The 13,043-nt window shown below is 60.7% G+C and carries 12 protein-coding genes; 3 read left to right on the top strand and 9 right to left on the bottom strand.

Annotation, left to right across the window (positions count from 1 at the left end):
- Positions 1 to 3 precede the first annotated feature (3 nt).
- The 6 genes from NRB16_RS21600 to NRB16_RS21575 all read right to left on the bottom strand — a co-directional run bounded on the left by NRB16_RS21600 (position 4) and on the right by NRB16_RS21575 (position 7,255).
- Positions 4 to 1,182, bottom strand: a complete 1,179-nt coding sequence (locus NRB16_RS21600) for a glycosyltransferase (protein ID WP_045493354.1) — start codon at positions 1,180 to 1,182, stop codon at positions 4 to 6.
- Complete coding sequence (locus tag NRB16_RS21595) at positions 1,182 to 3,173, bottom strand: LPS biosynthesis protein (protein WP_045493352.1); 1,992 nt, start codon at positions 3,171 to 3,173, stop codon at positions 1,182 to 1,184. The genes NRB16_RS21600 and NRB16_RS21595 overlap by 1 nt, the downstream gene beginning before the upstream one ends.
- A gap of 17 nt (positions 3,174 to 3,190) precedes the next feature.
- Positions 3,191 to 3,991: a polysaccharide biosynthesis/export family protein gene (locus tag NRB16_RS21590; RefSeq protein ID WP_373568494.1), complete on the bottom strand. Its 801-nt coding sequence runs from the start codon at positions 3,989 to 3,991 to the stop codon at positions 3,191 to 3,193.
- 167 nt (positions 3,992 to 4,158) lie between these two features.
- Positions 4,159 to 5,616 (bottom strand): mannose-1-phosphate guanylyltransferase/mannose-6-phosphate isomerase, encoded by a 1,458-nt coding sequence (locus tag NRB16_RS21585; protein WP_045493350.1) that lies wholly within the window; start codon positions 5,614 to 5,616, stop codon positions 4,159 to 4,161.
- Positions 5,616 to 7,052 (bottom strand): undecaprenyl-phosphate glucose phosphotransferase, encoded by a 1,437-nt coding sequence (locus NRB16_RS21580; RefSeq protein WP_257106890.1) that lies wholly within the window; start codon positions 7,050 to 7,052, stop codon positions 5,616 to 5,618. The genes NRB16_RS21585 and NRB16_RS21580 overlap by 1 nt, the downstream gene beginning before the upstream one ends.
- A 68-nt stretch (positions 7,053 to 7,120) precedes the next feature.
- A complete protein-coding gene (locus tag NRB16_RS21575; RefSeq protein ID WP_257106889.1) occupies positions 7,121 to 7,255 on the bottom strand; it encodes a hypothetical protein in 135 nt (44 codons plus the stop codon).
- Positions 7,256 to 7,534: 279 nt separating this feature from the next.
- On the opposite strand from NRB16_RS21575, the gene yegS reads away from it, so the two are divergent.
- Positions 7,535 to 8,467 carry a lipid kinase YegS gene (yegS, locus tag NRB16_RS21570; protein WP_257106888.1) on the top strand — a complete coding sequence of 311 codons (933 nt, stop codon included), beginning with the start codon at positions 7,535 to 7,537 and terminating at the stop codon, positions 8,465 to 8,467.
- Here the strand turns inward: yegS and NRB16_RS21565 are convergent.
- The 3 genes from NRB16_RS21565 to NRB16_RS21555 form a co-directional block, all read right to left on the bottom strand.
- Positions 8,451 to 9,110, bottom strand: coding sequence for a response regulator transcription factor (locus NRB16_RS21565; RefSeq protein WP_045493341.1), 660 nt, complete (start codon positions 9,108 to 9,110; stop codon positions 8,451 to 8,453). The two genes, yegS and NRB16_RS21565, sit on opposite strands and share 17 nt — an antisense overlap.
- Positions 9,111 to 9,112: 2 nt before the next feature.
- Positions 9,113 to 10,012: a sensor histidine kinase gene (locus NRB16_RS21560; RefSeq protein WP_373568493.1), complete on the bottom strand. Its 900-nt coding sequence runs from the start codon at positions 10,010 to 10,012 to the stop codon at positions 9,113 to 9,115.
- 199 nt (positions 10,013 to 10,211) lie between these two features.
- On the bottom strand, positions 10,212 to 10,628 hold the full coding sequence (locus NRB16_RS21555) for a hypothetical protein (protein ID WP_045493335.1): 417 nt from the start codon (positions 10,626 to 10,628) through the stop codon (positions 10,212 to 10,214).
- A 617-nt stretch (positions 10,629 to 11,245) separates the two neighbouring features.
- Here NRB16_RS21555 and NRB16_RS21550 point away from each other — a divergent pair.
- Positions 11,246 to 12,175 (top strand): chemotaxis protein CheV, encoded by a 930-nt coding sequence (locus NRB16_RS21550; RefSeq protein WP_045493332.1) that lies wholly within the window; start codon positions 11,246 to 11,248, stop codon positions 12,173 to 12,175.
- Between the two features lie 42 nt (positions 12,176 to 12,217).
- Positions 12,218 to 13,027: an MOSC domain-containing protein gene (locus tag NRB16_RS21545; protein ID WP_045493329.1), complete on the top strand. Its 810-nt coding sequence runs from the start codon at positions 12,218 to 12,220 to the stop codon at positions 13,025 to 13,027.
- Positions 13,028 to 13,043 lie beyond the last annotated feature (16 nt).

Here is a 13,043-nt window from a genome sequence, read left to right as displayed (position 1 = left end):
GGTTCACCTCTGCCCGCAGGCCTGGCGGAACATGTCGCGGAAACGTTCGGCGGTGTGCTGCCACTGCCGCGCCTGGCCCAGTTGCGCAGCGCTGGCAGCCCACTGCGCAGCCAACTGAGGGTCGCTGCAAACTTGCGCCAGGGCCTTGCTTAACGCCTGCACATCACCTTGCGGGTAGATCGTGCCGTTGCCGTGCGACACCTCTTCGGCAAACGAGCGGGCGTCGGAGGTGATCACCCCGCGGCCGCATGCCACTGCCCACGACAGTGCGCCGCTGGTGCCGCGCAATTCGCCCAGCAGCCTGAGCTTGCTGGATTCGCGGTACGGCAGCACCATCAGATGATGGGCCTGGATCAGCGGGGCAATCTGGTCGCCAGGCAGGTCAAGTTGCCAGTCGATCAGGTCGCTCAAGCCCAACTGACGAATGCGCAGGCGCAGCTCCTCGAGGTAGCTGCCCTTGCTGGCGAAAGCCATTTCCGGCTCGCTGCCACCGGCCAGGGTCAGACGCACTTTGGCGCGCAAGGCCGGCTGGCTGACAAAAAGGCTGGCCAGCGCGTCGAGCAAGTCTTCGATGCCTTTGCCGCGATAGATAAAACCGAAGTACAACAGCCGCAGCGGCTGGAGCGGCGGCAGCGGCTGTGGCTCGATGGCCAGATTGCCGTGGTTGATCACCACCATTTGTTGCTCGTGCAAGCCCATGCGCTGGCGCAGGCTCTGGCTGCCGGCGCGGGTCAGCGTCACCAGACGGGTCATGCTGCGCGCCAGCTGGCGTTCCTCGCGCAGGCACAACGGGTCAGCCAGCAGGGTGGCTGCCTGAGGGACGGGCGAGGGCAGGTGTTCGGCCAGTGACAGCGGCCAGGGCAGCTTTTCCAGGCGCCACACCAGCCGTTCCGGGTCATGCACTGTGGCGGTCAACGGCAGTTGGGCGAAACGCTCGCGCAGCGCCTGCAAGGCGCGGAACTCGGCCAGCCGTCCGCCGCCGATTTCGGCATGCACCAGGTCAATGCCTTGCCAATTGCTGTCGGCGATGCGTTGGCGGGCTTGGCGCGGATCGTTGCCCACGCCTTGCAACGGCGTGACCACCTCCACGTCCAGCGCCTGCAGGGCGTTGCGCAAATGGCCGGCATAGTCGGCGATGCCGTTCTGCTCGGGCGGCAATGGGGCGATCAGGGCCACGCGCATCAGCCACGACTCCCGATGCGTTTGAAAAACTTCAGTACTTTCTCCGGGACTTCGAAGCGGCGGCGGTTGAGGATGATGCCGTCGACCCGCTTGAAGGCGGTGTTCAGGGTGGTCAGCGCGTCTTCGAGCATCGGCACGGTGGTCTGTTCTGCGCGCACGATCAGCACAATCAGGTCGGCTTCACGCAGCAGTACGAAGGTCTTGTCGTTGCCATACAGGCCCGAGGCATTGATCAGCACGATCTCGCCGGGGCTGGCCGGCCCTGGTCCTTCGGTGCGCACGGTATGGCCATGTTCGGCCAGCATGGCGGCAAGCCGCTCGATGACGAACCTCACCCCTTCGCCCTTGTGTTCAGAGGTAAAGCCGATCGCCAGGCCGCGCTCCTTGACCTGGCCCAGCGGCAGGATGCCGTAGACCCGGTGCAGGTGCGAGGTGAACGCCGCGCTGCGTTCCTGGGCGCGCTCCAGGTCTGGCAGGCTGGTCCACACCGGCACGCCAAAGCGGCTCTCGATTTTTTCGCCATCGTGGATGCGCTGGTCGAGCAGGTAGAAGAAGTACAGTGCCAGCAGACCCACCAGCAAGCTCAGCGGCAAGGCCAGCACCAGCATCAGCAGGCTCTTGGGGAAGACCCGGCTGGGGTTGAAGGTGGCTTCTTCGATCAACGCGATGTTGCTGATCTGGCTGTTATCCAGCTCGCGGTCGATGCGCGCTTTTTCCAGGCTGTCGCTGTACAACGCGTAGCTTTTTTCGGCGGCATCCAGCTCGTTCTGCAGGCGTGACAGCTCCGGCTCCAGGCTCAAGGCCAGCAGCCGGTCCTTTTCCAGTTGTGCCAGTTGTGCGTCTTGCTGGGCCAGTTGCGTCTGCAGCCTTGCGTAGCTGGTCTGCTGGTCGGCGTAGACGTTCTGCATGCGGTTGTAGATCGGGTTGGGAGTGATGCTTTCCGAGCGCTGGATGGTCGCGTCCTGCTCTTTGAGCAGTTGCTTGAGATTGTCGATTTCCTCGTTGATAGCCCTGACCGGCGGCGCCGTGTCGCGGAACGAACGACGCAGTTCCTGGCGCTCGACTTCCTTGGCGTTGATCCGGTTCTGCAGATCCTGGCGGTTGGGGTTGAGTGACAGCTCGCGGCCGGCCGAGACGGTCTTGGGCTGGCTGGCCAGTTGTTTGCTCAGGGTGTCGAGGCCGGCCTTGGTCGAGGCGATGGCGCGGATGGTGTTGTTACGCTCGGTGCGCAGATCGTTCAGACCCTGAGAGGTGTCGGCCAGACGCTGGGCGATGCTCACCGCACTGAGCTGGTTCAGGTAGGCCTGGATCTGTTGCTTGTAGGCGATGATGTTGGCGCCGGTTTCCTTGACCTCGGTGTCGAAGAAGGCATACAAGCTGACCCGGCCCAGGGTCTTGGTGCGTTGTACCTGATACTCCTCGATCCAGTGGCGCAGCACGTCCTGGGCCACCGCCGGGTCATCCCAGGTGAAGGTCAGCTCCATTACCGAAGAGCCCGGATCGTGGCGAACCTTGAAGCCTTTTTCGAGGGACTCGGCGAGTCGCTCGATCTGGGAGCGCCGCTCGACCAGACCGATCAGTTCCAGAAACTTGTGGCCGGTATCGACCACGGCATACACCGAGTCCTTGAGCAGGTTCTTCACCGAGGTCATGAAGCCCGCGTCCTGCCGGGCTTCGGACATTTTCGCCAAGTATTGCTCGGCCACCGTGCGGGTGATGGGTCGACCGGTCAGCATGCGCTCTTCATCGAGTAGTGGGTCGCGCATGGCGCTGGGCACCACGATGGCCTGGCGGTTGGACAATTCGATCGGCACCGTGCTGCTGTCGCGGCCCGGCTTGACCAGCAGCAGGGCAGTGGACTCATAACGGTTGGGCAGAATGAAAGCGCCCAGCACGACGATGATGAAGCTCACCAGGACGGTGGTCTGGACCTCTCGCCGGAAAATAAAGAACAGGCGCAGCAGGTCGCGAAAGGAACGGATACTGATCATGTCTGATTCCCTGACGATTAATTTTGACTACGCAACTCGTAGTTCAGGCCCAGACCGATCGATTTGGCGAAAGGGATCAACTGGTTGAAGTACAGGTTGACACCGTCGACCTTGTTGCCGACCGAGGACTTGGGAACGAACACCACATCACCGCGTTGCAGCCACACAGGCCCTCGCGGGGCTTCGGCGGAGGCCCAGAGGAACTTGCTGTAATCGAACAGGTAAGTCTTATACAGGCCGTTATCCTCCAGGCGCAGCAGCGCCACCTGACGGGCATCGGCGTCGGGTGCCACGCCGCCGGCGCCAACAATCGCCTGGTCCAGAGTGGTGGCCACGGTCACCGGCAGTGACGCCGAGTTGCGCACCGCACCACCGACGAACACGGTGTTGCCCGGCGCTTGGGAAATATTGATGGTCAGCGCCGTCTCGCGGTACACGCTCTCCAGACGGCTCTGCAATTGTCGGGTCAGTTCCGGCACGGTCAGGCCGGCGGCCTGCACAGTACCGATATAGGGGTACGAGAAGGTGCCATCGGTGAGCACCTGAAACAGGGTCAGCTCGTAAATCGAGTTGGCGGTGAACGCCGAGATGGTCGGTGGTTCACCGGTGTTGCGGACGATCCGCAGGGTGTCACCAGAGCGAATCTTCTGGGCCGGCAGCGGCTTGCCGGCCAGTTCGCGGCCGGCATTCTGCGCAGCCTCGATCACGGCCTGGTCCTCCGGCAGGCCAACCCTGGCCGGAGTATTACAGGCACTCAGTGCCAGTACGCTGGTTGCCACCAGCAAGCTCTGCAAGAGCCGTGAACGTTTCTGATGCATGAATACAGCTCCCTGACGGGGAAAAACAGTCATGTCGACATCGGGGCTGTTGCTGTTTCAGTATCGCCTTGGTGAAACCTCAACAATCCCTGTCTGTCGATTCCAGGATGCAACGCTGTCCGGTTGCCCACGCCGGGTGGTGCGGGCAATTCTGCATTTCGCCAGGGTCAGGCCTTGTTGGCCTGGGCCGGCACTCGTCCATAAATGTCGGTAAAGCGCACGATATCGTCCTCGCCCAGGTACTCACCGCTTTGTACTTCGATCATCACCAGGTCAATGACACCGGGGTTGACCAGCCGGTGGGTGTGGCCGGGTTTGATGAAGGTCGACTCGTTGGTGTCGAGCATGAATTCGCGTTCGCCATTGGTGACGGTAGCCATGCCGCTGACCACGATCCAGTGTTCACTGCGGTGATGATGCATCTGGAGTGACAGCGAAGCCTGCGGGTGAACCACGATGCGCTTGATCTTGAAGCGTTTGCCTTCCTCCAGCACGGTGTAGGTGCCCCATGGCCGGGTCACTGTGCGGTGCAGGCGGTAGGCCTCGTGGTTCTGACGCTTGAGTTGCTGGGCGATCAGTTTCACATCCTGGGTGCGGTTGCCATCGGCGACCAGTAGCGCATCGGGGGTGTCGATGATGATCAGGTTTTCCAGCCCCACCGCACCGACCAGCCGCTTGGGCGAGTCGATGTAGCAGTTATGCACGTCGTGCAGAACAGTCTCGCCATTGAACTGGTTGCCATTGGCGTCGGCCGGGGTCAGCTCGCGCAGCGCCTGCCACGAACCGATATCGCTCCAGCCCAGTTGGCAGGGCACTACCGCGACCTTGGCCGAACGCTCCATCAGCGCATAGTCAATGGATATATCCGGCACCTGAGCGAACAGCTCAGCGTCCAGTTCGAGCTGCAATTCATTGCTGCCTTGCTTGCTGGTGCTCTTGTCCAGGCACGCTTGCACCGCTTCCAGTACGTCGGGGGCATGGGCTTGCAGCTCTGCCAGCAGCACATCGACACGCAGGCAGAACATCCCGGCGTTCCACAGATGCAGACCGCCATCGACCCAGGCCTTGGCAGTAGCGGCATCAGGTTTTTCAACGAAGCGCGCGACCTGATAACCGGCGCCGTTGAGCGCCTGGCCCTTTTCGATGTAGCCAAAGCCGGTTTCCGGCTTGTCGGGCAGAATACCGAAGGTCACCAGCCAGCCTTGCTCGGCCAGCTCACGGGCGCGGGCCACCGCCGCCTCGAACGCTGGCACGTCAGCGATCAGGTGATCGGCCGGCAGAATCAGCAACTGGCTTTGGGCCCCGTAAAGTGTCGATACATGCAAGGCCGCGGCGGCAATCGCCGGGGCCGTGTTGCGCCCGGCAGGTTCCAGGATGAAGTCCAGTTTTGCCCGCTGTTTGTTCAACGGGCGGTAGTCGTCCACCGTGCGGAAGTACACCTCACGGTTGGTGACGGTCAGCAGGCGCTCGACACCCGGCAGGTGGGTGGCGCGGTTGAACGTTTTCTGGAGCAGGCTTTCGCCATCGGGAAGGCGCATGAACGGCTTGGGCATGGCTTCGCGAGAGACCGGCCAGAGTCGGGTGCCGGAACCACCGGCGACGATGCAGGGGATGAGGGTGCTCATCAATAGACCTCTCGGTTGAGTAGCACTGCCGGAACAGTGCGCAGAAGGATGTAGAGATCGAACCAGACGGACCAGTTTTCGATGTACTCAAGATCAAGTTCGACGCGCTTCTCGATTTTCTCGACGGTATCTGTCTCACCCCGGTAGCCCTTGATCTGCGCCAGGCCGGTAATGCCAGGTTTGACCCGGTGGCGCGAGGTGTACTCCTTCACCGCTTGCTCGAAGAGAATGCCGGCCGCCTTGGTGGCTGTGGCATGGGGGCGCGGGCCCACCATTGACATGCTGCCGGCCACTACATTGAACAGCTGTGGCAGCTCATCCAGGCTGGTCTTGCGGATGAAGCGCCCGACCCGCGTAACCCTGGCGTCGTTGCGGGTGGTCTGTTTTTCCGCTGAGGCATCAGCCTGGTGCTGATGCATGGAGCGAAACTTGAATACCTCGATGAGGCGGTTGTTGTAGCCGTAGCGTTTCTGGCGGAACAGCACCGGCCCTTTGGAGTCGAGTTTGATCGCGACAGCGATAAGCAGCATCAGTGGCGACAGGGCCAGGATGGCCAGCGACGACAGAACGATATCCTCGGCACGCTTGATGAACGGCGACCAGCCACTGAGCGGCACATCGGAGGCGTTGAACATCGGCAGGCTGGCCACTTCCGTGATGCGGTTGTGGGTGTGCCGGAAGGCAATCATGTCTGGCACCAGCAACACATTGACCGGCAGGCGACGCAGTTCGCGAATGATGTAGTCCATGCGGTTTTCTGCAGTCCATGGCAGCGCCACCAGCACCTGAGTGACCTTGTCTTCGCGGATCAGCCGCTCCAGGTCGCCGGTGTTGCCCAGCAAAGGCAGGTTGGCGACCGTCTTGGGCATGCGCCCGATGCGATCGTCGATAAAACCGATGACCCCGGAACGGATGTCCTGATGTTCGACCAGATACTCGGCCAGCCGCAGGCCGTTCTCCGTCGCGCCGAGAATCACCGCCGTCTGCAGGAATACGCCCTTTTTCATTTGTTGACGGAACAGCACCAGCAGCATCAGCCGCACGATGCTCAGCAATCCCAGAGTCGCCAGATACCAGAGCAACAGCTGGTCCTGATCGACCGCTTCGAGCACATCCATCATGTGGTGCATGATCAGCAGCAGACCGAATGCGGCGGTCCAGGCAAACACGATCATGCGCAGGCGCACCGAGTTGCTGAACAGCGCTTCGGAATACACCCCCAAGGCCTGGAATACCACCACGCTGAGGATGCCGAACACCAGCAGCATGCCCAGTTGCCCTTTGGCGGCATCTGCGGGTGCTGCGGGGTCGAGGGCCAGAATCACCAGCCCTGGCAGAATGCAGGCCAGACCATGGGCCAGACGGATACCAAACAGGAAGTATTCGACCAGGCTGGTACGGGTCAGGGAAAGACTGTCAACGGGTTGTAAACGCATAGCGCTCACTCACTGCTATTAATCCTTTGGTTGGGTATCGATCCATGGCTGATCAGTAGCGGTGTGGGTCAATAAGTCGAGGTGGGTCTGGCGTCTGTCAAGGATGTGGCGGTCTGGCTGCAGGAGGAGGTCATGCGGGCATTGGCCCGGGCACGGTCGGTAGGCGTATTACCGTTGTGTTGCGGGATGAGTCCTTGATTCATAGCGCAAACCTCCTTGAGCAGCTTTTTTGACAGTAAAGCTCATGCAACAGAAAACGTGGAGTTTCTCGTCCGGGTTTTGCCGGCGCTAGAGCGTGTCAAGGCGCCTGATGGCAATATGGCTCAATAAACACGGGGCAACGAGGCCATGGCGCCCGGATAAAAAAATCTTCGAAGCCGCGAGCGCTTTCACTTCGTCCGGGGTCATAAGCAGACCTGTCATGCACCGAACCGAGAGTCGCGGGATAGACAGCAACCTTTGATCAAACACAGGGGAGTGTCATGGCACAACGCAGAGCGATTCTGATTCTTCATGGCAAGCAGTCGCTCAACGAGCAGGTCCGCGATGCGGTTGCCCGCAAGCGCGAGCAGGGGTGGGAGCTTGATGTGCGTCTGACCTGGGAAGCCGGTGATGCCCAGCGGCTGGTTGCCGAAGCCTTGGCCGCCGGTCATCGGCAGGTGATCGCCGGAGGCGGCGACGGCACCCTGCGCGATATCGCCGAAGCGCTGGCGCTCAGTCGTACGGCTGATCAGCCTGTGAGCCTGGTGATTCTGCCGCTGGGCACTGCCAACGATTTTGCCCACGCCGCTGGTGTGCCGCTTGAGGTCGATGCAGCACTTGATCTGCTGGACGTGCCGGCGCGCGCCGTCGATCTGGGCGAGGTCGATGGGCGACTGTTTCTGAACATGGCCACCGGCGGCTTTGGCAGCCAGGTGACGGCCAATACCTCCGAAGACCTGAAAAAGGTGCTCGGCGGCGCTGCATACCTGTTTACTGGGCTGACCCGTTTCAGTGAGCTGCATGCGGCCTATGGCGAACTGAGCGGTCCAGACTTTCACTGGGCCGGAGAATTGCTGGCATTGGGCATCGGTAACGGTCGACAGGCCGGCGGCGGTCATGTGCTATGCCCCAATGCGCTGGCCGACGATGGCTTGCTGGACATCAGTATCCTGCCGGCCCCACAGGAACTGGTTGGCACCCTGAAAGGTTTGCTGGCCGGCGGCTTGGGTATCGAGAACATGTTCGTCCGGGCCCGCCTGCCCTGGATCGAGCTCAAGTCAGTCCACGGGCTGGATATCAACCTCGATGGCGAACCCCTCAACTGCCAGCACCTGCGTTTCGAGGCGCGTCATGCTGCCTTGATGGTGCATTTGCCAGCCGGTTCGGCGCTGTTGGGCGACAGTGAGACGCCGTGGCTCAGTCGTCCAGACTGATGATTCGTTCGCGTACGCAGTACAGCACCAGGCCTGCGATGTCGTAGATCTGCAAGCGCTTCATGATTTGCGCGCGGTGGGTCTCGACGGTTTTGACCGACAGGCCCAGGCCCGAGGCAATTTCCCGGGTGGATTTGCCGCGCACGATCAGGCGCAGGATTTCCAGTTGCCGGGCCGTCAGGTTGAGGCTGTCCTGGGTGTTCAGAGGCAGGCTCGGCGTCCCGAGCAACGCCTGATTGATGACGGTGTGGGCAATCGCCGGGCTGAGATAGCGCTCGCCCGCTGCCAGCGCCAGGAGCGCGTGCTGCAGCTCGGTTGCGGTGGTGTCTTTGAGCAGGTAGCCGTGGGCGCCGGTCTGCAAGGCGCGCATGATCAGTGCCGGTTCGGTATGCATCGAGATGATCAGCACTTTGCTGTGCGGTCTTGCCCGCAATAGCTGTTGCAGGGCATCCAGGCCACTGGTTTGCTTCATCGAGATGTCCAGCAGGACGATATCCGGGTCCAGGCTCAGGGCCAGTTCGGGCAGGTGGTCACCGTCAGCGGCTTCGCCGATCACGCTGAAGCCGGGAATGTCGGCAACCATGGCGCGGATGCCGGCACGGATCAGGGAGTGGTCGTCGATCAGTAAGAGTGTGCAGGTCATGATCAGGTCTTGTGCGGGCGGGCCCGTTGCGGGTTGCGTGGGGCCCACGGGAAAACGGCTTCAATACGAGTGCCGACGCCTGGTTCGCTGTGCAGCGACCAGGCGCCGCCGAGCAGGCACGCCCGTTCGCTCATGCCGGCGATACCGCGCTGGTTTTCCTGGGCGGGGCTCAAGGCTGGCTCGAAACCTTGGCCATCGTCCTGAATGAACAGCGACAAGCCGTGGGGCAGACGTTGCAGGCGCACCACCAGGTTGCGTGCCTGAGCATGGCGCAGCATGTTGGTTACCGCTTCCTGGGTAATCCGGAAGGCGGCAACGGCGATCTCTTCTGCAATGCCATTGAGCGGTTGCGGGCAGTCGAAGGTCCAGCGTACCTCGCTGTCGGCCAGGGTGCGTACCAGATGCGAGCGCAGGCTCGCTTCCAGCCCCAGACTTGAGAGCTGGCGCGGATTGAGGATGCTCGACAGGTCGCGGATTTTGTCCAGCGTCTCTTGCAGTGTGTGATTGAGCAATCGTCCCTGTTCGTGACAATCGTCCGGCAGGCGCCGTTGCAACCAGTCGAGTTGCAGGCGGGCGGCAGTGAGCATCTGGCCGATATCGTCGTGCAGTTCGCGGCTGATTCGTTGGCGCTCGGTCTTTTGCACCTGCAACATGTGTTCGGCCAGTTCAACGGGAGTCAGGCAAACGTCCTGGCGTGCGCCCAGCCGTGGCAGCCAGAGTATGATGAAGGTCACCAGATTGAACAGCAACAACGCGCCGGGCAGTGTCTGCGTACGCCAATAAACCAGCATGTTGACGAGGATGGCGAGTGTCCCGAGTGCGGCTGTCAGTATCAGGGCATAACGGTTGCCCGTAGGGCGCAAGCGAGAGATCAGGTTGCGCAGGGGTATTAAGGCGATCATTGAAAAGTCTTGGCTGGTGGTCCACGGCGACAGCGACCCAATGGGGCGCTACAGACAAGCAAACTGTTATCGCAATGCAATACTTAACCGTATTGATGAACGAAGATATGCCTGATATCGAAACCATCGGCAATGCGTTTGTGCTGATTGATAGCGTAAGGCTTGCTTGTTGCGTGTGGATATTTTTGTCTGCCCCGCATCAACAACCGGCCCTGGGTGCTGCGCGGGTCTGGTCGGCAAGACGGTTGAGCAGTTCGTGTTGTTCGCTGTCGTCCATGCCCAGCTCGCCGGTCTGCGGGTCAATCAGTTCCAGTTGCCAGGCCAGCAGGCCCAGGCAGTCTCTGAGTGTGCGCAGGGCTTCGTGCTGCAGCATGTCATCACCCAGGCCTTCGAGTTGTTGCTGCAACTGGCCAGCAAAGCTGGCGGTACTGTGCAGTGCTGCGCCGACGGCTTTCTCGGTGAGTGAGCGCAAGGTGCTTTGCAGGCCTTTGATAGCGTCCTTGTCGTTGGCGATCATCTCCAGATGCGCCAGGCAGTCTTCGGAGCGGTCCAGCAACCTCAGGCATTCATCCAGCACCTGGTCATGTCGCTGCTGCCATTGATTACTGTTCAGCATTCTGGGTCTCCGTACTTCATCGATCGCGTAGACAGAGCGCTCGCGGGGAATGCCAGACAGTTAATGTCCATTTCAGCTGAAAGTCTGTAGGGGGATTCTGAATATTGTTCGGCGGTGGCTATATGATGTCTATCGGCACGCATTAGCCAGCCAGTGCCGAAAATCTCAGCCGTCGACTTGATCCTTGATGCGCAGGCTTGCTTCATTGCCCCTTGGCGGCCGCGCATGGGGCAGGGCTTGAGCCTGCACGCACAACAACAGCCTGACTCCATTCATGTATTGAGAATGGTGTCACAATAATATCTATTGAATAAGGCGAATATCAGGTTTGCCCTGAGTTGGACTCAGGGTTACCCCTAGCATCAAATTCTTTGATACTTGAAAAAAGATCTGACCCGTAACGACATATATATCGTCAAGGCAGTTGGCAAGGTAAAGCCAGTAAAGCATGATGCTAATATGATATCAATGATCGCCGGCGGTTGTCTGATCAGGTGTCGGGTGGAGTCAGTGGGTTGCCATTTCGCGATAAAGCCCGGGTGCACAGGCTAAGGTCTGAGCGGCTTCGGCCGATACACCGGGCAGACGTATCGTCATTAACGCTTCAGGAGTTCTACATGGCTGGCATTCTCGACACAGTGGATCAGCGTACCCAGTTGGTGGGCGAGAACCGCCTGGAAATCCTCATGTTCCGGCTGGCGGGCCGCCAGTTGTTTGCGATCAACGTCTTCAAGGTTCAGGAAGTGCTGCAGCTGCCCAAGCTGACGCTCATGCCACAACGCCATTCGTTCGTCTGTGGCGTGGTCAACCTGCGCGGCCAGACCCTGCCGGTTATCGATTTGTCACAAGCGATCGGCATGCGGCCGCTGGTGCCGGGCCCGAACAGCACGATTATCGTCACTGAATACAACCGCTCGGTGCAGGCGTTCCTGGTGGGCGGCGTGGACCGCATCATCAACATGAATTGGGATGCCATCATGCCGCCGCCGGCCAGCGCCGGTCGCCAGCACTACCTGACCGCGATCAGCAAGGTCGACGACCAACTGGTCGAAGTCATCGATGTCGAGAAGGTGCTGGCCGAGATCGTGCCCTACAACGCCCGGGTGTCGACCGAAAAGCTTGAGGATCCGATTCTGGAACGCGCCAAGGGTCTGGAAATTCTGCTGGTGGATGATTCCAAGGTCGCACTCAACCAGTTGCGCGATACCTTGTCGCAGCTCGGCATCAAGCTGCATACCGCCAGCAATGGTCTCAAGGGGCTGAACATGCTCAAAGCCTGGGCCGACACCGGCCAGGACATGAACGAGAAGCTGCTGATGGTGTTCACCGACGCAGAGATGCCGGAAATGGACGGATACCGACTGACCACCGAGATTCGCAACGACCCACGGCTCAAGGGCTTGTATGTGGTGTTGCACACTTCGCTGTCGGGCAGCTTCAACGAATCGATGGTCAAGAAAGTCGGTTGCGATAACTTCCTGTCCAAGTTCCAGCCGGACAAGCTGGTCGACGTTGTTCGTGAACGGTTGGTGATGGTGTACGGCTGAGGCCAGTGTAATCTGTGGCCTGAACTCCACCAGGAACAGGCCATGTTGCAACTGAGTGCGCTTTACCGCTATCCCTTGAAGTCGTGCAAACCCGAGGTGCTCGACAGCGCCGCTTTCGATGCCTTGGGGCTGGTTGGCGACCGGCGCTGGATGCTGGTCGATGCCGCTACCGGGCGTTTTCTCACCCAGCGTGCATTGCCGCACATGTCGCAGTTGTCGGTGCTGTGGAATGCCTCTGGCGGCGTCACATTCTCAGCGCCAGGCTTCACGGCGCTTGATGTGGCGTTGCCTGAAGACCGGGCCGATAACCTGCGCGGTGTCACCGTATGGCGTGACAGCTTGCAGGTGCCGGACGCCGGTGACGAGGCGGCCGAGTGGGCCAGTGCCTTCATTGGCAAACCAGTGCGGGTGGTGCATGTCCCTCAGGCCCGTGCACGCTGGCTGCCCGATGGTTACGGTACGATCGACGACAAAGTCGGGTTCGCTGATGGTTTTCCGCTGTTGCTGATTGGTCAGGGGTCTCTGGACGATCTCTCTGCGCGTATCGGCCGGCCGCAGGAAATGCTGCGCTTTCGGCCCAATCTGGTGATCAGCGGCGCTGAGCCTTATGCCGAAGACAGCTGGAAGCGCATCCGCATCGGTGAACTGGAGTTGCGGGTACTCAAGGCCTGCTCGCGCTGTGTCCTGACCACCATCGACCCCGCCACCGGCCAGCGCAGTCCCGACCGCGAACCGCTCAATACCCTCAAGAGCTACCGTCTGATCGAAAACGAAATCCTGTTCGGGCAAAACCTGGTCAGCGATGGCGAAGGGCGGCTGGAGGTGGGGATGCGGGTGGAAGTTCTGGAGTAGGATCGGGGCCGTTTGG

Origin of the sequence: Pseudomonas sp. LJDD11 (genome assembly GCF_024584215.1) — a bacterium.
GTDB lineage: Bacteria > Pseudomonadota > Gammaproteobacteria > Pseudomonadales > Pseudomonadaceae > Aquipseudomonas.
This window is presented reverse-complemented; position numbering and strand designations above follow the sequence as displayed.

Excerpts from the sequence above, each read along its gene's own strand:
- yegS (WP_257106888.1), top strand. The coding sequence starts at position 7,535 with ATGGCACAACGCAGAGCGATTCTGATTCTTCATGGCAAGCAGTCGCTC.
- NRB16_RS21545 (WP_045493329.1), top strand. The coding sequence starts at position 12,218 with ATGTTGCAACTGAGTGCGCTTTACCGCTATCCCTTGAAGTCGTGCAAA.
- NRB16_RS21550 (WP_045493332.1), top strand. The coding sequence starts at position 11,246 with ATGGCTGGCATTCTCGACACAGTGGATCAGCGTACCCAGTTGGTGGGC.
- NRB16_RS21575 (WP_257106889.1), bottom strand. The coding sequence starts at position 7,255 with ATGAATCAAGGACTCATCCCGCAACACAACGGTAATACGCCTACCGAC.
- NRB16_RS21560 (WP_373568493.1), bottom strand. The coding sequence starts at position 10,012 with ATGATCGCCTTAATACCCCTGCGCAACCTGATCTCTCGCTTGCGCCCT.
- NRB16_RS21585 (WP_045493350.1), bottom strand. The coding sequence starts at position 5,616 with ATGAGCACCCTCATCCCCTGCATCGTCGCCGGTGGTTCCGGCACCCGA.
- NRB16_RS21590 (WP_373568494.1), bottom strand. The coding sequence starts at position 3,991 with ATGCATCAGAAACGTTCACGGCTCTTGCAGAGCTTGCTGGTGGCAACC.
- NRB16_RS21565 (WP_045493341.1), bottom strand. The coding sequence starts at position 9,110 with ATGACCTGCACACTCTTACTGATCGACGACCACTCCCTGATCCGTGCC.
- NRB16_RS21580 (WP_257106890.1), bottom strand. The coding sequence starts at position 7,052 with ATGCGTTTACAACCCGTTGACAGTCTTTCCCTGACCCGTACCAGCCTG.
- NRB16_RS21595 (WP_045493352.1), bottom strand. The coding sequence starts at position 3,173 with ATGATCAGTATCCGTTCCTTTCGCGACCTGCTGCGCCTGTTCTTTATT.
- NRB16_RS21600 (WP_045493354.1), bottom strand. The coding sequence starts at position 1,182 with ATGCGCGTGGCCCTGATCGCCCCATTGCCGCCCGAGCAGAACGGCATC.
- NRB16_RS21555 (WP_045493335.1), bottom strand. The coding sequence starts at position 10,628 with ATGCTGAACAGTAATCAATGGCAGCAGCGACATGACCAGGTGCTGGAT.